The sequence below is a fragment of the Desulfosarcina variabilis str. Montpellier genome (genome assembly GCF_048565275.1).
Lineage (GTDB): Bacteria > Desulfobacterota > Desulfobacteria > Desulfobacterales > Desulfosarcinaceae > Desulfosarcina > Desulfosarcina variabilis.
Genome location: NZ_CP159846.1, coordinates 2,513,668 through 2,532,744 on the forward strand (window position 1 = coordinate 2,513,668; position 19,077 = coordinate 2,532,744).

Sequence of the window (19,077 nt, forward strand, 5' to 3'; positions counted from 1 at the left end):
ATGGTGAAGACGAAATGAACATCAACCTCCATATCAAACGCCTGGTCCTCGACGGTGTCTCGCTGGGGCCAGGCCAGGGGCCGTTGCTGCAGGCGGTGGTGGAAGCGGAATTGACACGGCGTTTGAAAAACGGCGGACTCGGTGATGCGCTACAAACGGGTGGGGCTTTTTACAACTTGCGGAGCGCAGACATTCAGCTGGCAAGCGACGCTGGCCCCGAGCAAGTCGGCAGGCAGATCGCTGGTGCCTTGTATCGGGGGATATGCAAATGAATAGTCAAATAACCAAGCAAACACATCAACAAGAGTCAATCGTGACGCCTTCGGCCGGTGGGTTACTTAAGCGTAAGCATGACTTTGGGGCCCATGCTAACGTAGATGTCGGGTTGAACGAGCATAGCAACAAGAAGGAATTGAGTCTTCAACCCAAACTCAAAGTCAACGAACCGGGGGATATCTACGAACAGGAAGCGGATCGAATTGCCGACCAAGTGATGGCCATGCCGGCAAACGCAAAAGCTGGTAGCCCACCTATGAACATTCAGCGCCTCACTGGGGGACCAGCCAGGCAGAGAAATACAGCGCCTGCTATTGTTGACCAAGCTCTGGCCAGTCCCGGCAGGCCATTGGAATCATCGTTACGGCAGGATATGGAGCAACGCTTCGGTTACGACTTTTCCAGCGTTCGGGTGCATACTGGAGCAGAGGCTGATCGATCAATAAATGAGCTAAATGCCTATGCTTACACTTTAGGACGCGATGTTGTATTAACGTCTGGTCTGTCTTTTTATGGAAGTCAACTAGGACGTAAAGTACTTATTCATGAATTGGCTCATGTTATTCAACAGACGGGGCAACAAGATAGTTATCAAAGACAAAGTTGCGAAGATACGAATTTGGCTTTTCTACCTTCTTTAAATAAATACGCGAAGTCTGGGTTGATAATGCGATTTAGGCGTTCTCTTCCAAGAGAGTGGTCATCCTTAGTGCCTTCTTATATCGATTTTAACTTGAGATATAAATTTATGCGCAATGGACATACGCTTTTGGACAGAGCTTTTACAACATTTAATAATTCGCCACAAGTGAATCTTCCACATGGTGAATATCTTGCAAAAATTCATGGAGAAGTGCGAACTATGCAAGGATGTGATGTTGCTATTCGTGATATTATTTTTGGTGGAAAGTATCGAAATGGACGTTGGAGATGTCGCCTGGAGTGGCCTGTAGTAGTTGACAATCAAGGGGGTGTTACAGTCCAAGACAGAGCGAGGAGTTCGGTTCCCATTGAGGGTGGGGGAGGTAATGGAACGTGGTCTATCGAATTGTTTGAGATTTCAAACAGAGTGGGAGTTCAATTTCGTCTGTCGTCTACAGCAAGCACCACAACAACTATCGGCGGTACAATAGGGGAGGGGGTGCAAGGCTCTATGGGGAGAGAATACGGAGCAGGCGAAACACATATTGGTGAATATCGTCTCGTAGTACAGATTCAAGGCGAACCAGCGCCGAGAGAACCTATAATTGGGGAGGTAGAAATTGGGGAGGTAGAAATGGTTGAAACTGATCGAACTCTCCTTACAATTCAAGGTTTTCCAGAAGGTCGTGCGGAATTTCCGAGTACAGCGAGTGATCATATGTTTGTGTGGTTTTCTAGTCTCCCCCCCGTTCTTAAGGACAGTATTCGAAATGGCAGAACGAGAGTTCGATTTGAAGGTCATGCAAGCACTACCGAAAGTGAAAGCGTAAATATTGATATTTCGCGATCAAGAGCTCTGAATGTTCGAAATCGGTTTTGCAGTACTATATTTAACGAACAAAATATACAAGCAGCAGGACTCGGAGAGGAGGAATCACAATGTCAGGGTAGAGAATGTCCAGAAGAAAGAAGGGTTGATATCGTAGTGATTCTATCAAGAAATGATTTAGGAGACTTGAACGAATTACTTAATCTGAGCCACGAAACTATCAACCTTGAACGACTATGAGATCGATTATTTTCGTTTTTTATAAAGTGAATGCTCATCAAAGGTTTAATTGAAGAAATTAATCATATGAAAGGGTTAGGTGCTGCCGATATGGGACAACCCACAAAAAGGCAATCAGCGTAATTATATCAAGAGGAATAAAACATGACCACATTCCCCAACTCCCCCCGCCTAACCAAAGGCGCCTTAATAGCAATCGACCCGGCAGGCTTTTCGCCGCTCAGTACCATTGTGTTTCAGTACAATCCTGAAAACCTCACCCGAACACTGCAACCCCAGGGGGTGGAAGGGGAAGGCGCCTTGTATGAAACCGAGCGATTGAAAGGCGCGCCCATCGAAACCATTCGGCTGGAGGCGGAGTTCGACGCTACGGACCGGCTCGAGGAGGGGGATGAGACGGCCGAGGAGTATGGGGTTTATCGGCAGTTATCGGCCCTGGAGATGCTGGTCTATCCGAAAACGGCGCTGGTTGCCGCCAATACGACGTCCTTGAGTCTGGGCATGATCGAAGTGATTCCACCCACGGGGCCGCTCACGTTCTTTGTGTGGAACTGGCAGCGCATTCTGCCGGTGCGGTTGACGGAATTGTCGATCACGGAGGAGGCCTTCGGGCGACGGCTCAATCCGATCCGGGCGCGGGTGTCTTTGAGTCTGCGGGTTCTCAGTTATAACGATTTTTCCTGGAAGCACCCGGGATTTACCTTTTTCATGGCCCACCAGACCATCAAGGAGACATTGGCGGCCATGGGCACCGCGGATAACGTTGAAAACATGGCCGCTGAAGAGAATCGTACGATTCTGTTCAGTGCGTCCATTTGAGCAAGGAGAGGCAATTCATGTTTGAACCGACAAGCCGCTATGATGAATTGGAAATGGCCACCTTCACCTTTTCATCGGGTCGTGAAGTGGTCTACAAGCGCCGCCGATTTCTACCTCCTGCAGCAGAAGGGACCTTGCTTGCCGAACACCGGGTGACCCAGGGGGAACGGCTGGATCAGATCACGGCGCGCTATCTTGAAGATCCGGAGCTGTTCTGGCGCTTGTGTGACGGCAATAACGCGATGCATCCGGAAGAACTGACGGCAGCGGTCGGCAAGAAGGTTCGCATTTTTCTTCCGGATACTTAGGCTATGGCAATGAATTTACTCGGAATCCACATGAGTTTAATGATCGGTAGTCGCATGACCGTCCCGCCGATAGCGCCGCCAAGGCTGAGCGAAGCCCTGGAACGGGTGGAAGTGAGCTACAGTGATCAGGGCCGTTCGGGATTCCAGTTGAGCTTTCGTATGGGCCGCGGTTTGAAAGACCTGCTGGATTATTCCCTGGTAACGGAAAGATTGCTGAAACCGATCAATAACCGGGTGGTCATCGTGGTTTATTTCAACGTATCCCGCCATGTCCTGCTGGATGGCATCATCACCAACCATCAGCTTTCGCCGAGCAATGACCCCGGCGCCGCCACCCTGACAGTGACCGGAGAAGATGTCGGGCTGGTCATGAATTTGGAAGAAAAGCGGCAAATGCAACCGTGGTCCGATATTGTGTGCATTGAAAGCATATTGAAAAACTACAGTTATCTGGGCTTCACCTTATGTGACGATAATGTGTCCGATCCGGCAAGACAGGCTCCCAGCGAGACAGCGCAGCAGCCAACCCAGGCCGGTATCACCGACCTTGCATACATCCAGTCCCTTGCCGGCAGGTATGGCTATCGGTTCTACATTACTCCCGGCCCGATTCCGGGAAGCAACAGGGTCTATTGGGGGGGGCAGAACCGCAAGGGACCGTCGCAAAAGGCCTTATCTGCTAACATGGGACCCCATACCAATGTGGATTCCATCAGTTTTCAATATGACGCGCTGGGGCCTTCCCGATTCGGTTATTTTCAAAACGATCAAAAACAAACGCCCATCTCCCAGGGCTCATCGGAGCGGCTGCAAAGTCCCCTGGCCGGTGAGACGGTTCCCGTTCATCGAACCAGCGCCTTGGAAGATACCGGCCTCTACAGTCAAATGGCCGATGAATCCGTTGCCGGAAAGTTGGCCCAGGCCAGGTTCGATACGTTGCTAAATGATCCGATTACCGGCAGCGGCGAACTCGATGCCATGCGCTATGGAGGCATCCTGGAGATTGGAAAACTGGTGGATGTACGCGGTGTAGGCCGCAGCTACGACGGAACCTATTATGTCAAAAGCGTGAACCATCGCATCGATGTGCGCAAGAAAGAATACAAACAGGGCTTCACGCTTACCCGGGACGGATTCGGTCCCGTTAGCCCGAGGGTGAGCGTATGACCGGCGAAAAGCGTTACGGCAAATACCGCGGAATGGTCCAGGACAATGCGGACACCGATAAGAGGGGACGCATCAAGGTCAGCGTACCCACCGTAATGGGAGACGGCGGTTCAAACTGGGCCCTGCCGTGTGTCCCCTATGCCGGCGATGGGGTTGGCTTTTTTGCCATCCCGCCGGTGGGCGCCAATGTCTGGGTGGAGTTTGAGGGCGGGGACCCGGGCCGCCCCATCTGGACCGGCTGCTTCTGGGATGGAGACCAGACCCCGGTGGGATCCGACTACACGGTGGATAAAAAAGTTCTCAAGACTGAGGCCGGCATCATAACCATCGACGAGGGATCGGATTCGGCGGGCATCACCATTGTAACCCGGGACGGCAGCGGCAACGACAAGATGAAGATCATCGTAAACAATGACGGAATCGAGATCGACAACGGCCAGGGCGCAAGCATCAAGCTGGAGAACGGCAAGGTGTCCATCAATGGTACGGCACTGGAGGTGGAGTAAATGGCGGCCTATCTGCTGCACGAAAACGCGACCGTGCTTTGCCAGCACAGCGGCCAGGCCCAGCCGACGACGCCTGATCAGCGGGTAACGGTGAGCGGCAACAAGATCGTGACCCAGTCGTGCCCCTACACGATTTCAGGTTGCACCCTGCCCACGAACGCAGGGGGACCCTGCGCAACAGCGACCTGGACCCGTGCCGCCACCCGCGTCAAGGCCAGCGGATCACCGGTCCTGTTCCAGGACAGCCAGGCCACCTGCACGCCCACCGGCACGGGCTTGACCATCGTTTCACCACAGCATCGGGTAAAGGTGACGTGATGAACATTGACTATCCATTTCATTTCGATAATCGCGGCCGCACGGCCACCACCGGCGATGACGATCACATTCGTGACATGATCGAGCAGTTTCTGTTTACCAATCCCGGTGAGCGGGTCAACCGCCCCGAGTTCGGCAGCGGTTTGCTGGGGCTGGTGTTCGAGCCCAACAGTCCCGAATACGGATCACTTCTCCATCAGGGCATTCAGGCCGGCCTGCAGCGCTGGCTGGGCGATCTCATTGAGGTCCGGTCGCTGCAGGTGACCAGCCAGGAAGCGGCCCTGCGCATCGAGCTCAAGTATGCGGTCCGGCCGAGCGGCGAAGTGCGAATTGAGACCTTTGAACGGCGAGGCATGCAATGACTACCCTGGTTTGCCGGAAAGAGGAACGGCGGGAGACCGTCAGAAACGCACACCTCAACGGCATCGATTATCTCGAGGTGAGTGAAGATCAGTATATGCTGACCGTCTATTTTTTCGGCAAGGCGCCCGAAAAGATTGGCGTTGAGAATGTTGTCATCGACGGCGGCCGGCGGGTGACCGGCATCCGGGTGACCGATATGGATATCTGCCGCATGGTGGAGGATGATCGCGACGATTGCATGCGGGTCTGGGTGGATCGGTTCGGAGATTTTTCCACCTACCGGTTGTGCCTGGTGGCGGTGGACGAAAATGGCAAGCCGGTTGTGGAGACCGACGCGGCGGGAAACCCGAGGCGCGACGCCGAGGGGCGCACGCGCTATCGCCCGATGGCGGGATTCGATCTGCGTTACGCGTGCATCGAATTCAGCTTCAAGGCCGGTTGCCCGAGCCACTTGGACTGTAAACAGAGCCTCGTCTGCCCCCCGGAAGAGCGGGACGTGCCGGAGATCGATTATTTAGCCAAGGACTACGCCAGCTTCCGCCGGCTCATCCTTGACCGCCTGGCCCTTATCATGCCGGACTGGCAGGAAGGGCACGTGCCGGATCTGGGCATCACCCTTGTGGAAATGCTCGCCTATGTCGGTGATCACCTGAGCTACTACCAGGACGCGGTGGCCACCGAAGCCTATCTCGATACCGCCCGGCAGCGCATCTCCGTGCGCCGCCACGCCCGGTTGGTGGATTACCTGCTCCATGAAGGCTGCAACGCCAGAGCATGGGTGGTTTTCCAGGTCTCCCTGGATCTGGCGGGGGAAAACGCACTCAGGCCGGATGATTTCTACCTGATCACGGATCCCGGGATCGTTGCGGCCGGCACTGTTCACGATCATGTTGCGCTGCCGCAAACGCTGCCGCGGCCCTATCTCATTTTCGAACCGCTGGTGGAAGATCGCTTGGCGCCCATCGAGTTCTACCAGGCCCGCAACGAAATCCAGATCTACACCTGGGACGATACCCAGTGCTGTCTGCCCAAGGGCACCACCTCGGCGACCCTCGTCGATCCGGGTAAATCCGATCAGAATCTGGAAGAGACGGAAACGGTAGATGAGAACCAGAATGACGCTGAAGCGGATCAATCCAAACAGGAACCCATTGCGCCACCGCAAGATGAGAAAAATCACACCCTGGGACTCGCGCCCTGTGACATCCTCATCTTCGAGGAGGTGAAAGGGCCGAAAACGGGTAATCCGGCCGACGCCGATCCCGGCCACCGCCACGCGGTCCGGTTGACCGCCGCCACGGCATCAACGGATCCCCTCACCGATACGCTTATCTGGGAGATCGCGTGGGGCGAGGAAGATGCGCTGCCTTTCCCGGTCTGCGTCTCCTCCTTCAAGGAAGTGGATTGCAGCCCGATTGCCGATGTCAGTCTGGTCCGCGGAAATGTGATCCTGGTGGACCACGGGGAATCGGTTGCGGACGATCTCGGACAGGTGCCCGGCATCACACTGCTGCCCGAATGCGGTGATGAATGCATCCCTCGCGAGGCCACGACCTCTCCGGGCCGGTATCGGCCGGTGTTGACCCGGCCCCAGGTCACCTTCAGTGAGCCGCTTCAGCCCTGTGTGCCGGTATCCAGAACGTGTATGCGCAAGCTGACCCCGGCCTCTGCAATGCTCAAACAGGACGTCCGCCGAACCCTGCCGCAGGTTGCCCTGCATGGGATTCCGGCAGCCGTGGCCGATGGCCTCGAGGACCGGCAGGAGATCTGGGAGCCCCGGTTCGACCTGCTGGCCAGCGGACCCGAAGACCGCTATTTCGTCGTGGAGACCGACAATGACCGGCGTTCCCGGCTGCGCTTCGGCGATGGCGAACTGGGGCGAATGCCGGATGCCGCAACGACCTTCCAGGCAGCCTACCGGGTGGGCAGCGGGCCATCCGGCAATGTGGGCGCCGAAGCCATCACTCACATTGTGTTTCGCAACAACCTGCCCAGCGGGATTGACATCCGCCCGCGCAATCCCCTGCCGGCCACCGGCGGGACGGCGCCGGAACCCCTTGCCGAAGCCAGGCTCTTTGCGCCCCACGCCTTTCGCAAGGAACTGCAACGGGCCGTTACCGCGGACGACTATGCGGCAATCGTGATGCGCGACTTCAAGCACAAGGTGCAGCGGGCGGCGGCAAGGTTGCGCTGGACAGGAAGCTGGTACGAGGTCCTGGTGGCCGTGGATCCCCTCGGCCGGGAAGAGGCCGAAGAAGCGCTGTTGTGCGAAATTGCCGGCCATCTCCATCGCTACCGGCGCATGGGGCACGACCTTGTGGTGAGATCGGCAAGCCATGTGCCCCTGGATATCGCCATGAAGATCTGCGTGCTTCCCCATTACCTGAGCGGCCATGTGAAGGCCGAACTGCTGAAGGTTTTCAGCAACCGCACCTTGCCCGACGGCCGCAAGGGGTTTTTCCATCCGGACAATCTGACCTTTGGTGAGGGCGTTTATCTCAGCAAACTGATCGCGGCGGCCCAGGCCGTGACCGGGGTGGAGAGTGTGCGGGTGACGAAACTGGAGCGCCTCCATGAAGGCCCCAACCAGGAAATCGACAATGGAATTCTTCCATTAGGTCCCTTCGAGGTCGCCCGTCTGGACAACGACCCGCGCTTGCCGGAAAACGGGACCCTTGATCTGGTCATGGGAGGTGGACGATGAAACCGACCACAGACATCTGCGGCTGCTGCGAGGGCATTGAAATATTGACGCCGCTCTCCACAACCAACCGACCGGGGCTATCCCAGTTGAGTTATCGCGTGGGGACCCACGCCACTTTCCTCGAGACGATGCTGGCGCGGCTTTCCACCCTCTGTATAGGCAGTGAAGATGAATGCCAGGCGGGAAAGGGGCACCATCCGCTGCAGGATTTAAGGACACGCGAAAGCAGTGATCCGTCCATTGCGTTGCTGGACGCTTGGGCCACCGTGGCCGATGTACTGACCTTCTATCAGGAGCGTATTGCCAACGAAGGGTTTCTGCGCACGGCCACAGAACGCCGGTCCGTGCTCGAACTTTCGCGGCTGGTGGGGTATCAGCCGCGTCCGGGCGTGGCGTCAAGCGTCTTTTTGGCTTACACCCTCGATCACAAATGCACGGACGAGGTCGTCATTCCCAACGGCGCTAGGTCCCAGAGCATGCCGGGGCCGGGTGAGCTGCCGCAGTCCTTTGAGACCAGCGAGGAGCTGAAGGCGCGAGCAGCGTGGAACAATTTAAGACCAAGATTAACACAGCCGCAAACCAGGGAGAGCATTCAATCCGGTGACGGCACCAACCAGCATGTCTATCTGAAGGGCATCAAGACCAACCTGAAACCCAATGATCCGCTGTTGATCGATTTTGGTGATGATGAAGATGAGACGCCGGTTTTTTATCGGGTAAAGGAGATCCAACCGGATGCGGCGACCGATCGCACCTTGGTTGTTTTGCAGGCAAGGGCAGTAGGCAACAATAGTGGTGGCGATACTGATGAAGGCAGGGGGGCAAGCCTGATCGAGGCGCTGACCTTGAAACCTTCTGTGCCGCCGCGCAATGCATTTCGGCTTTCGCGGGAGCTGAATATGCTTTTTACACCTGAAGCTGAGGCAGGGTATACCGCGGCGGGCACTTTTTCGCCGATGCTGCGTCGTATGCTCGCGAAGGCAACGGCGAATGCAAAGACCGAACTGGAAAATCAAATCCAGGTTTATGCTTTAAGAATGACAGCTTCTTTATTTGGAAACAATGCACCAGAGAAACAGTGGAGACTTGATGAGAAGAATAAAATAATCCTGACCACAGAATGGGACTCGGGTGATATAAGAGAAAATGAAGAATTTTTAAAAGATAATGATTGTGCGACGCTATTCCTTGATTCCAGCTACGACAAGATATTGCCGGACAGTTGGATTGTAATCGATACAACCGCAATTGATGATAGTCAACTTGGAAAAGTAACGCTTACAAAAGGAGAAGAAGAATCTATCCTGGTGGCAAAAACAAAAGGTGTGCAAGCTGACATTGGACGTCATGCATATAGCATAAGCGGTAAGACTACGCGAATCGAGCTGGTTGATGCCATTGAATCGGCCGAGCGGAAAGTATGGTTTTCTATTGGTTCTGAAAACGGATCTGCAACGCCTGACAATTTCCAAATAATCCGTCGAACTCTTGTTTATGCCCAAAGCGAAGCGCTGGATCTTGCCGAAGCACCCATCGAAGAAGAGTTGGCCGGCGGTGCGGACGAGCCGCTCGAACTTGACGGCTATTATGAGGGATTGGAATCCGGACGCTGGGTGATTGTCTACGGCGAGCGCTCCGATATTACCGAAACCAGTGGGATAACCGCCGGCGAGGTAGCCATGATCGCCGCGATCAAACAGACGGTTAAAAAAGATGGAAAAAAAGCATTACCGGGCGACAAAATTCACACCTTCATCAACCTGGCGGAAAATCTGAAGTACGGCTTTAAACTCGAAACGGTAACGATCCACGGCAACGTGGTCAAGGCGACCCACGGAGAAACACGAAATGAGACCTTAGGCAGCGGTGACGGGGCCAAGGCGCTGCAAACCTTTACCCTCAAGCAGCCGCCTCTCACCTTTGTATCCGCCCCCAATCCTTCCGGCGTGGACAGCACCCTGGTGGTTACGGTCAACGATGTGAAGTGGCATGAAACCGATTCGCTTGCAGGGCTTTCAGCGACTGAACGAAAATTCATCACCCAAACCGACGATGAGGGGAACACCACGGTCGTCTTCGGCAACGGCCGCGAAGGGGCAAGATTGCCGACCGGAATCCAAAACATCGAAGCGGAATACCGCAACGGCATCGGCAAGCCCGGCAATGTGGCGGCGGGACGGATTTCGATGCTCAGCACCCGACCCCAGGGCGTCAAGGGCGTCATCAATCCGCTGGCGGCTTCCGGCGGGGCGGACAGGGAGACACGCGACCAGGCCCGCAAGCGTGCCCCGTTGGCGGTGCAGGCGCTTGACCGGCTGGTTTGCGTCCAGGACTATGAAGATTTTGCCCGCACCTATGGCGGCGTCGGCAAGGCCTTTGCGGTGGAGATCAGCGACGGCCGCAGGCAGATCGTGCATGTGACCATCGCCGGGGCCGACGACATTTCCATCGATGAGAATTCCGACCTGTATCTGAACCTGCGCCAGGCCCTGCGCGATTTCGGCGATCCATGCCAGGCCGTTCAGCTCGAGATACGGGAACTGGTGCTCATCGCCATCAGCGCCGGGGTGCGCATCCTGCCCGATTACCAGTGGGAATCGGTGGAGCCGATGGTGCGGGCGGCCCTGCTCGATGCGTTCAGCTTCCAGCGGCGGGAGCTGGGACAGGATGTGGTGTTGAGCGAGGTGGTGAGCGTCATTCAAGCCGTCCGGGGCGTGGCCTATGTGGACGTGGATCTTTTCAGGGGGATTCCGGAAAAGATTGCGGACGGCTCCGACCGGCGCCTGCTGACGCCGGAGGAGATTTCCGAACGGGTTGCGGGACCGTTAAAAGATCTGAGTGATAAGTTACTGAAAGGCGTGGATGAGCCGCTTCCCCGTCTTCGCGTCAATCTAACGGGCCGTACAGGTGGTGAGATCGTACCGGCGCAGATTGCCTATTTGACGCCCGATGTGCCGGATACCCTGATCCTGAACCCGAAGTCGTGAGGTGACCATGAGCACAACCATTGATCGTCTTTACGAGCTGATTCCCGATATCTACCGGATACGGGATAATGAAAAGGGTGAGCCGCTACGGGCCCTGTTGCAGGTCATTGCCGAACAGGTCAATCTGGTGGAGGAAGACATCCGGCAGCTTTACGATAACTGGTTTATCGAAACCTGCGAGGATTGGGTGGTGCCGTATATCGGCGACCTGATCGGCTATCAGCCCGTGCACGAGGCCGGCGAGCCGGGAGAGGTGGCCACCGAGCAGGGCCGGGCGCGCAATAAAATCCTGATTCCCCGGCGGGATGTGGCCAACTCCATCCGCTACCGGCGACGGAAAGGAACCCTGGCGTTGCTCGAACTGCTCGCCAATGATGTGGCCGGCTGGCCGGCCCGGGCGGTGGCGTTCCATAAACTGCTCGGCTGGACTCAGGCTCTGAACCACCCACGGCCTGAGCAGGGCCGCACCATGGATCTGCGTGATGGCGACGCGCTGGATCTTCTGGATGGTCCGTTTGACCAGATCGGCCATACGGTGGATGTGCGGCGTATCGGTTCCGCTCACATACCGGGACGGCATAACATCCCATGTGTCGGGCTTTTTGTCTGGCGTCTGAAATCCTATTCAATAACGCATGCGCCGGCGTATTGCGTTGAGAAGGTCGTCGACGTTCATTGTTACACCTTCAGTGCCCTGGGCAACGATATCCCCCTTTACACCCGGCCGGAACAGGAAACCGCGCCGACGACGATCGCCGGCGAATTGAATCTGCCGGTCCCTATCCGCCGACGGGCCTTTGAAGAGCGGGGGATGGAAGCGGGGCGGGGCTACCATCGAGCCTCGTCGGACTACTACGGCCTGGTGGGGGATACCTTCATCGGAAAGAGTTTGGCGATCTGGGCGCCGGATTGGCCCGAAAAGGGGGCGCAACAACCGGTACCAAGAACGTCCATTCTGCCGGCCGATCTCAGTGGCTGGCAATACCAACCGAGGCGTGGCCAACTGGCCGTCGACCCGGTACTGGGTCGCATCAGCTTTCCGCCGCGGCAACCGCCTAAGAAGGGGGTCTGGGTTTCATACCATTACGGATTCAGCGCCGACATGGGCGGCGGAGAGTATGACCGGCCGGTCTCGCAGCCGGACAACAGCGTCATCACCCGGGTCAGCGGACAGAATGAGCTGAGGACTGCCCTGGAGCCCTGGAAGGCCGCCCCAGACGGCGAAGTGCCGGAAGATCAGCCGTTCCATGCAGTCATTGAAATCATGGACAGCGGGGCCTATGTGCTGCCGATCTATATCACCCTGAAACCGGAACACAGCCTGCAGATCCGGGCCGCCACCGGCAAACGGCCGTTGGTCCGTCTTCTGGACTGGCAGACTAATCTCCCGGATTATCTGAGCGTTAGCGGAGGACAGGGAAGCCGCTTTACCCTCGATGGCATGCTCGTTGCTGGTCAGGGGATTCAGGTGGAGGGGGATCCGACAAGTGTCACCATCCGTCATTCCACGCTGGTGCCCGGCTGGTCCCTGGATCCAGATTGTGAACCGTATCGCCCGGCGGAACCCAGCCTGACCGTATTCAATGCCTATCCCTGTATCGTCATCGAGCACAGCATTGTGGGGTCGATTCAAATCAACATCGATGAGGTCACCCGTGATCCCATCCAGATCCGCGTCAGTGACAGCATCATCGACGCCACCGGCGCCGACTGCGACAGTCCTCGGTGCGAGGCGATCGGCGCCGCAGGGTTGGCCTTCGCCCACGCCAGGCTCCAGGTTCTTCGCAGCACGGTCATCGGCAGCGTGCTGACCCATGCCGTCTGTCTTGGAGAGAACAGCATCTTCATGGGCCGGGTTACTGTGGCCCGGCGGCAGATTGGCTGCATGCGCTTCTCCTATGTTACTCCTGGCTCGAGCACTCCGCGACGCTACCATTGCCAGCCCGACCTGGTTAAAAAAATCGCAGAGGATAAGTATCCGACAAAGAACAAGCAGGAGACCGCTAAGGCGAGTGAAGAGCGACGTGTACGACCCCGATTCAGCAGCATGCGTTATGGTCAGCCGACTTACTGCCAGTTGGCGGACTCCTGCGCCGGGGAGATCAAGCGCGGCGCCGACGATGAGTCGGAGATGGGCGCTTTCCACCACCTTTATCAACCACAGCGGGAAGCCAACCTGAGAGCCCGACTTGACGCGTATACTCCGGCGGGCATGGAGCCCGGCATCATCATGGTCACCTAAACAACGGAGGCAATGAACATGAAAGGCGACTTCACCAGGAATACCTTCGATCCGCTCAACAACTTCAGCCGTGTGCTGATGCAGCAGGGGCGGGTGCAGCTGGATGCCGACGTCAATGAACAGGTGTCTATCTTGTTGCGATATATGCGGTTGCTGGCCAGGGATGTGATCGGTTTACCCGGGGGCCCTGAGGGGGCGTGCGGGTTTGAAATTGTCACCACTGACACTTTTAAAGATTTGGGGGAAAAAGAAAAAAAGGATAAGTGGGACGCTATTGAACCTGATAGCATGCTCCGCGAGCCTCTGGAGAAGGCTGTCAATGAAGAAAATGCGGTCATCGGCCCTGGTCGCTATTATGTTGATGGAGTTTTGGTCGAGAACCACCGGGCGATCTTATATACGGAACAGCCCGGTTACGAGGAATTCGACCCAAGTATAAGAATCGAAGCTTTGCAAGACCTGAAAGAGCAGGGAGTCCCCTTTTTAGCCTATCTCGATGTCTGGGAACGGCACATCACCCATATCAATGACGATCAGATTCGCGAGGTGGCGCTCGGCGGGCCGGATACATGCAGCCGCGCACAGGTTGTCTGGCAGGTTAAAGTGTTGCATATGAAAGATATTCAAAATTTCGAAGTCAAAACCGCCAAAGCAAAGGCCGATGACGCTGTCAACATGCTTCCACCGCTTGGAACAGGCCGATTGCGTGCCCGGGCGCGGTTCGACCAGCTCCAGACTGACCCCTGTGTTGCCTCCTCGGAAGCGCGCTATCGCGGCACGGAGAACCAGCTCTATCGAGTCGAAGTTCACCGGGGCGGTAAGGCTGCGACTGGCAATGAAGAAGGCGACAAGGATTGTGCGACATTCAAATGGTCCCGCGACAACGGCTCGGTCGTTTTTCCCATCCGATCGCTCACCGGCAACACTGCTCTGCTTGAGCACCTGGGCAGGGACGTGCGCTTCAGCCTCAATCCAGGAGACTGGGTCGAGATTGTAGACGAGTCGATTGCCATGAGCGGGAATGTCGGGTCGCTGGCTCAGGTAAACGCCGTCGACCGTGACGAGCTGACGGTGACCTTGACGGAACGGGATGACCTTTTTCTGAAGAACTATACTGAAGCGGACGTGATGGCCAAGCATCCCTTGCTGCGCCGCTGGGATCATTCTGGGGATCCAACATTCTTCGGTGCATTGGCCATCAACGGGCAGGACGATATCGATGAAGGCTGGATAGCACTCGAAAATGGCGTTTGGGTCAGATTTGAGGGAGACGACGCCGAGTATCGGGCGGGCGATTACTGGCTGATCCCAGCCCGCGTAGCCACCGGCGACATCGAGTGGACAACGGAACTCGATAAGGACGGCAATGCCATCGGAGTCGCCCTGGAGGCGGAGGGGCCTCGGCACAACTACGCACCGCTGTTCCTCTATCTGCATAAACAGCAAAATAATGATGGACCGACTGAACCCAATGATCAGCCCAATATAATAGATTGCCGTTGCACTATGGCTCCTCTCTGCGGTCAGGGTGGATCATAAAGGGAGACTCCATGCACACCATCAGGGTAGCAAAGCATGTTTGATGGTTCTCCTATAACAATTCCTGATGGCCGCCGACATTGTGTATTATGCTTCTATACCATCGCTCATCTTTGGATGGAGGTGACTTATGTTCAACTCCCAAGTACTCGACGTGGTTGTCGGATTGGTATTTGTCTATTTGCTGCTGAGCATTGTCTGTACGGCAGCCAACGAGATGATCGCCGCCCTTTTTTCCCTACGGGCCCGGAATCTCGCCAGAGGTATCGCCAACCTGCTCGCGGACAAACGGGTCAAAGGGCTGGACGAGCTGTTTTACGACCACCCGCTGATCAAAAGTCTCGCGCGAAGGTCGAAAAAACCATCGTATATTCCATCACAGAGTTTCGTCCTGGCGTTTCTGGACGGTATCGCGCCACTCATATGAAAGAAGAGTGGATAGCCAAGGTTATCGGTCTTTTGATCACGATACTCGCCATCTCACTGGGCGGGCCGTTCTGGTTCGATATCCTCAGCAAGGTGAGCAAAATTCGTGCGACCGGAGCCATTCCGGAAGATACGGCAAAAGAAGATAAATAAAATTCCGAATTTGCAGTACAGGAAGGTAGGTTGCCAGATGGCATCACTCCGATCCCTCTTTGACCAATCGGTAAAAGACGCAGTAAACGACGCCCGCCGCCGTGCAGCGATGTCGGATAAAGAGCTTGAGATGGCCAATCTTAAACGCCCTTTCCCTTCACCGGTGGACTGGCGCGACACCTGTATGTACTTTCTGGTGGTAGACCGCTTCAACAATCCGGACGCGCCTCCGAAGTCGGAGCGTTTCGATCCGGCCATCGGCTGGGATATGCATTTCGCTTCCAGGCAAGGAGGTACCCTAAATGGGATAACCGCGCAGCTTCCTTACCTGCAGCAGCTCGGCATCAATGCCGTCTGGATTTCTCCCTTGGTGCGCAATGTCGCTTCAGCGGATATCATGACTTACCATGGCTACGCGGCTCAGGATTTGCTCGCCATTGATGAGCGATGGGCTTCCAACGGCACGCGAGAAAAAACCGAAGCGGAGCTGATAGCGATGGTGGGACGGGCGCATGATCTCGGCATCTATGTGATTCTCGACATCGTGCTCAATCATTTTGGCATGGTGTTCTGGTATGATCGATTTGGAACCTGGGTGAAGTCCTTTGAGGATAGAGATTTATTGAATCAGTCTCAGGGCGGCGGTGATCTGCCCAGCATTTTATGGACCGAGGGCTACGGCGGCGCACGGGGTGATTGGCGGGACCGGCTCGATAGTGGCGCGGCCACGGGAACCGATGAGGCTGTCTATCCACTCGAGTTTCGCGACCCATCCCTATACCGCAGACGCGGCAGCAAGGTCAGTGACAACTTGTCGGATTATTCCTGGCTGAATTTTATCCCGGGCGATTTCGGCGAGATGCGCCAGCTGGCGATCGAATACATCGCCGGGGAGGATGACCCACTCCGCGCATACAGCCTGACGCCTGCGCTTTCACTGATGCTCCAGGCATACCAATATCTTGTCGCCCGCTACGATTTTGACGGGTTCCGCATTGACACGGTCAAGTATATCCACCCGAAATTCATCCAGCGTTTCGGCAATGCGATGACCGAGTTCGGCTATTCGATAGGCAAGAAGAACTTTTTCACCTTCGGCGAGGTGGCCGACAACAATGCCAATATCGCCTCGTTCGTCGGCCGCAACGGCAGTGCCGGACATGATCCGGAAGGCGGGCTGGGAATCGACGCTGCGCTGGACTTCCCTCTTGCTGACGCCATACGCGATGTCTGCACCGGGCCGATGGAAAACCGTGCCCCGGTCAACCGTCTTCGTGACCTTTATGACGAACGCCGCAAACAGGAAGACGAACTGGTCAGCTCCCACGGCGATGCCTCGAAATTTTTCGTGACCTTTGCCGACAACCACGACAGGCACCAACGCGTGCGCCACCCCGATTCTTTGGATGCAGAGGTGCGATTGTGTCTTGCCTTGCTGTATGTCCTGCCAGGCATTCCTTGCTTGTACTATGGTACCGAGCAGGATCTTAAAGGAACGCACAATGCGGACGGCACGCCGCGTCTTGACAGCTTTGAGTCCGTGCGTGAGGCGCTATGGGGCAAGTTTGTCCATCAAAACGGCGCCTGGCCGATGGATGGGGGCACTTTTCTCATGTTGCAGGCGCTATCCAAGGTTCGCAAAACGCATATGCCGTTGCGCTACGGTCGTTACTACTTCCGGGAAGTCAGCGGAGATGGCCGAAACTTTGGCTGGTCCATGGACCAGGGCGGGGTGTTCACGATTTCCCGGGTGCACTGCGACCAGGAAGTGCTTATTGCGGCCTATCCAAACGTCCATCGGGACTGGCATGGCTGGGTGGAGGTCGATGCCGATCTGTCGGTAGACGGAAGCAATTGGAAGGTCGTTTTCAGCACGCTTGTCAATGATGGTGCCCCGACGACAATCACATGGAACCGGCGACCTTTGCGCCGCGCCATACCAATTGCACTCAAATCGAATGAGTTGCAGATCCTTGTGAAGAAATAAAGGAGGAGATATCCCATGCCTATCAAACTTCGTATTGCCACGTTCAACCTTGAAAACCTTGACGATAAGCCTGATCAAAAACCGACGCTCGGTGAGCGCATAATCCTCATGCGATCTCAACTGTTGCGGCTCAATGCAGATATCCTTTGTTTGCAGGAAGTCAATGGTCAGGAGACCCCAAACCAGCCCCGACGCCTGCTGGCGCTGGAAAATCTGATAGCGGGCACAGCTTACGCCGGTTTCCACCGCGTATCCACCATGACCGGGGACGGCTCGCAGGTGTATGACGAGCGCAACCTCGTGATCCTCAGCCGTTTCGAAATCGTTGAGCATCAGCAGTACAAGCATGACTTCGCAGCGGCGCCATGCTACAAGAAAGTCACGGCGAATCCTGAGGAAACGGAGGCCAAGGCGGTCACCTGGGAACGGCCTCTTCTCCACGCCAGAATGAAACTGGACAACACCAGGACTCTTGACCTTGTCAATGTTCACTTGAAGTCCCGTCTGCCTACAACTGTCGCAGGGCAGAAACTGAACAACTATACCTGGAAGACGGCTTCCGGTTGGGCCGAAGGCTTCTTTCTTTCCTCGATGAAACGAGTCGGTCAGGCGCTGGAAACGCGGATGTTCATCGACACGTTGTTTGATGTCGACGAGGACGCGATGGTCGTGGTCTGCGGTGATTTCAATGCTGATCTGGACGATGTGCCAGTACAGGCGATCCGGGGCGATGTCGAGGATACCGGCAACGACAAATTGGCAAGACGCGTCATGGTCCCCTGCGAGCGGACCATTCCTGAACCCTCCCGGTTTTCGCTCTTCCATCATGGCCGGGGGGTGATGCTCGACCATCTACTGGTATCCAGGTCCCTGCTGGGTTACTACAAGGGTTCCGAGATCCACAACGAGTTGCTGCATGACGAGTCGGTTGCCTTTGGTACCGACGTGAAGTTTCCGGAATCGGACCATGCGCCGGTGGTAGCGCAATTCGAGTTGCCCGATTCCTGAAGCGAATAAAGTCGACACTTTCTATAAAGTTCGGAACTTGGGAATATGAACGGCGGTTGAAGATTTTTATTCTTTGACCGCCGTTTTTTTTGCTTGAGCCGCATGAAAATCCTCGAAATTGGCAGCTATAATGAACCTCGATATATCCGGATTAATCAACAATACAGAATTTGTCGCAACAATTGGTGCTTTCTGAAAACAGATGTTTTTTATTTGAAAGACAAGCGTAATGATTGTATTGTGTGTATACAATCATTACAGATGAGGGTTTTAAAATGGAAACTGTTTCAGTCTCTGGCCGGATAGATAAATCGATTTCAGAACAATTGAATCTTCTGGCGAAGGCAACTGCACGCTCCAGGTCGTTTCTGATCAGCGAGGCGATAAAAGCCTACGTGAACGAGCAGGCCTGGCAAATTGAAGCCATCAAAGAAGGCATCAAACAAGCAGATCAGGGAAAATTCGCATCCAAAGCAAAAGTCCGAGAAACATTTGCCAAATACGGTGTGAATGTTAATTCATATGGCTCAAATCCCCATTAAGCGATCTTTTGTCAAGGTAAA

17 protein-coding genes are annotated in these 19,077 nt (G+C 55.6%); all 17 read left to right on the forward strand.

Going from position 1 to position 19,077, the window contains the following annotated elements; all coding sequences use genetic code 11:
• Positions 1-14: 14 nt before the first annotated feature.
• The 17 genes from Dvar_RS11360 (at position 15) to Dvar_RS11440 (ending at position 19,056) form a co-directional block, all read left to right on the forward strand.
• Positions 15-272 carry a hypothetical protein gene (locus Dvar_RS11360; protein ID WP_419661815.1) on the forward strand — a complete coding sequence of 86 codons (258 nt, stop codon included), beginning with the start codon at positions 15-17 and terminating at the stop codon, positions 270-272.
• On the forward strand, positions 269-1,987 hold the full coding sequence (locus Dvar_RS11365) for an eCIS core domain-containing protein (RefSeq protein ID WP_419661816.1): 1,719 nt from the start codon (positions 269-271) through the stop codon (positions 1,985-1,987). The genes Dvar_RS11360 and Dvar_RS11365 overlap by 4 nt, the downstream gene beginning before the upstream one ends.
• Positions 1,988-2,131: 144 nt before the next feature.
• Positions 2,132-2,806: a hypothetical protein gene (locus Dvar_RS11370; RefSeq protein WP_419661817.1), complete on the forward strand. Its 675-nt coding sequence runs from the start codon at positions 2,132-2,134 to the stop codon at positions 2,804-2,806.
• A gap of 17 nt (positions 2,807-2,823) precedes the next feature.
• Positions 2,824-3,114, forward strand: a complete 291-nt coding sequence (locus tag Dvar_RS11375; protein WP_419661818.1) for a LysM domain-containing protein — start codon at positions 2,824-2,826, stop codon at positions 3,112-3,114.
• Between the two features lie 30 nt (positions 3,115-3,144).
• Positions 3,145-4,281, forward strand: a complete 1,137-nt coding sequence (locus tag Dvar_RS11380; protein ID WP_419661819.1) for a hypothetical protein — start codon at positions 3,145-3,147, stop codon at positions 4,279-4,281.
• Positions 4,278-4,787, forward strand: coding sequence for a phage baseplate assembly protein V (locus Dvar_RS11385; RefSeq protein ID WP_419661820.1), 510 nt, complete (start codon positions 4,278-4,280; stop codon positions 4,785-4,787). The genes Dvar_RS11380 and Dvar_RS11385 overlap by 4 nt, the downstream gene beginning before the upstream one ends.
• Before the next feature lie 33 nt (positions 4,788-4,820).
• A complete protein-coding gene (locus Dvar_RS11390) occupies positions 4,821-5,105 on the forward strand; it encodes a hypothetical protein (RefSeq protein WP_419661821.1) in 285 nt (94 codons plus the stop codon).
• On the forward strand, positions 5,105-5,467 hold the full coding sequence (locus tag Dvar_RS11395; RefSeq protein WP_419661822.1) for a GPW/gp25 family protein: 363 nt from the start codon (positions 5,105-5,107) through the stop codon (positions 5,465-5,467). The genes Dvar_RS11390 and Dvar_RS11395 overlap by 1 nt, the downstream gene beginning before the upstream one ends.
• Complete coding sequence (locus Dvar_RS11400; protein ID WP_419661823.1) at positions 5,464-8,172, forward strand: putative baseplate assembly protein; 2,709 nt, start codon at positions 5,464-5,466, stop codon at positions 8,170-8,172. The genes Dvar_RS11395 and Dvar_RS11400 overlap by 4 nt, the downstream gene beginning before the upstream one ends.
• Positions 8,169-11,159, forward strand: a complete 2,991-nt coding sequence (locus tag Dvar_RS11405; protein WP_419661824.1) for a putative baseplate assembly protein — start codon at positions 8,169-8,171, stop codon at positions 11,157-11,159. The genes Dvar_RS11400 and Dvar_RS11405 overlap by 4 nt, the downstream gene beginning before the upstream one ends.
• A 7-nt stretch (positions 11,160-11,166) precedes the next feature.
• A complete protein-coding gene (locus tag Dvar_RS11410) occupies positions 11,167-13,401 on the forward strand; it encodes a hypothetical protein (protein ID WP_419661825.1) in 2,235 nt (744 codons plus the stop codon).
• An 18-nt stretch (positions 13,402-13,419) separates the two neighbouring features.
• Complete coding sequence (locus Dvar_RS11415) at positions 13,420-14,940, forward strand: DUF6519 domain-containing protein (protein ID WP_419661826.1); 1,521 nt, start codon at positions 13,420-13,422, stop codon at positions 14,938-14,940.
• A 130-nt stretch (positions 14,941-15,070) separates the two neighbouring features.
• Positions 15,071-15,367 carry a hypothetical protein gene (locus tag Dvar_RS11420; RefSeq protein ID WP_419661827.1) on the forward strand — a complete coding sequence of 99 codons (297 nt, stop codon included), beginning with the start codon at positions 15,071-15,073 and terminating at the stop codon, positions 15,365-15,367.
• Positions 15,364-15,519, forward strand: a complete 156-nt coding sequence (locus Dvar_RS11425) for a hypothetical protein (RefSeq protein WP_419661828.1) — start codon at positions 15,364-15,366, stop codon at positions 15,517-15,519. Before Dvar_RS11420 ends, Dvar_RS11425 begins: the two co-directional genes overlap by 4 nt.
• Before the next feature lie 37 nt (positions 15,520-15,556).
• On the forward strand, positions 15,557-17,506 hold the full coding sequence (locus tag Dvar_RS11430) for an alpha-amylase family glycosyl hydrolase (protein ID WP_419661829.1): 1,950 nt from the start codon (positions 15,557-15,559) through the stop codon (positions 17,504-17,506).
• Positions 17,507-17,521: 15 nt separating this feature from the next.
• On the forward strand, positions 17,522-18,514 hold the full coding sequence (locus Dvar_RS11435; protein ID WP_419661830.1) for an endonuclease/exonuclease/phosphatase family protein: 993 nt from the start codon (positions 17,522-17,524) through the stop codon (positions 18,512-18,514).
• A gap of 275 nt (positions 18,515-18,789) precedes the next feature.
• Positions 18,790-19,056: a CopG family ribbon-helix-helix protein gene (locus tag Dvar_RS11440; protein ID WP_419661831.1), complete on the forward strand. Its 267-nt coding sequence runs from the start codon at positions 18,790-18,792 to the stop codon at positions 19,054-19,056.
• The last annotated feature ends 21 nt before the right edge of the window (positions 19,057-19,077 follow it).

What these genes read in the sequence shown, in the direction of transcription:
- Dvar_RS11370 (WP_419661817.1), top strand. Translation starts at nt 2,132, where the DNA reads ATGACCACATTCCCCAACTCCCCCCGCCTAACCAAAGGCGCCTTAATA.
- Dvar_RS11405 (WP_419661824.1), top strand. Translation starts at nt 8,169, where the DNA reads ATGAAACCGACCACAGACATCTGCGGCTGCTGCGAGGGCATTGAAATA.
- Dvar_RS11440 (WP_419661831.1), top strand. Translation starts at nt 18,790, where the DNA reads ATGGAAACTGTTTCAGTCTCTGGCCGGATAGATAAATCGATTTCAGAA.
- Dvar_RS11425 (WP_419661828.1), top strand. Translation starts at nt 15,364, where the DNA reads ATGAAAGAAGAGTGGATAGCCAAGGTTATCGGTCTTTTGATCACGATA.
- Dvar_RS11365 (WP_419661816.1), top strand. Translation starts at nt 269, where the DNA reads ATGAATAGTCAAATAACCAAGCAAACACATCAACAAGAGTCAATCGTG.
- Dvar_RS11400 (WP_419661823.1), top strand. Translation starts at nt 5,464, where the DNA reads ATGACTACCCTGGTTTGCCGGAAAGAGGAACGGCGGGAGACCGTCAGA.
- Dvar_RS11435 (WP_419661830.1), top strand. Translation starts at nt 17,522, where the DNA reads ATGCCTATCAAACTTCGTATTGCCACGTTCAACCTTGAAAACCTTGAC.
- Dvar_RS11385 (WP_419661820.1), top strand. Translation starts at nt 4,278, where the DNA reads ATGACCGGCGAAAAGCGTTACGGCAAATACCGCGGAATGGTCCAGGAC.
- Dvar_RS11395 (WP_419661822.1), top strand. Translation starts at nt 5,105, where the DNA reads ATGAACATTGACTATCCATTTCATTTCGATAATCGCGGCCGCACGGCC.
- Dvar_RS11380 (WP_419661819.1), top strand. Translation starts at nt 3,145, where the DNA reads ATGAGTTTAATGATCGGTAGTCGCATGACCGTCCCGCCGATAGCGCCG.
- Dvar_RS11360 (WP_419661815.1), top strand. Translation starts at nt 15, where the DNA reads ATGAACATCAACCTCCATATCAAACGCCTGGTCCTCGACGGTGTCTCG.
- Dvar_RS11420 (WP_419661827.1), top strand. Translation starts at nt 15,071, where the DNA reads ATGTTCAACTCCCAAGTACTCGACGTGGTTGTCGGATTGGTATTTGTC.
- Dvar_RS11430 (WP_419661829.1), top strand. Translation starts at nt 15,557, where the DNA reads ATGGCATCACTCCGATCCCTCTTTGACCAATCGGTAAAAGACGCAGTA.
- Dvar_RS11375 (WP_419661818.1), top strand. Translation starts at nt 2,824, where the DNA reads ATGTTTGAACCGACAAGCCGCTATGATGAATTGGAAATGGCCACCTTC.
- Dvar_RS11415 (WP_419661826.1), top strand. Translation starts at nt 13,420, where the DNA reads ATGAAAGGCGACTTCACCAGGAATACCTTCGATCCGCTCAACAACTTC.
- Dvar_RS11410 (WP_419661825.1), top strand. Translation starts at nt 11,167, where the DNA reads ATGAGCACAACCATTGATCGTCTTTACGAGCTGATTCCCGATATCTAC.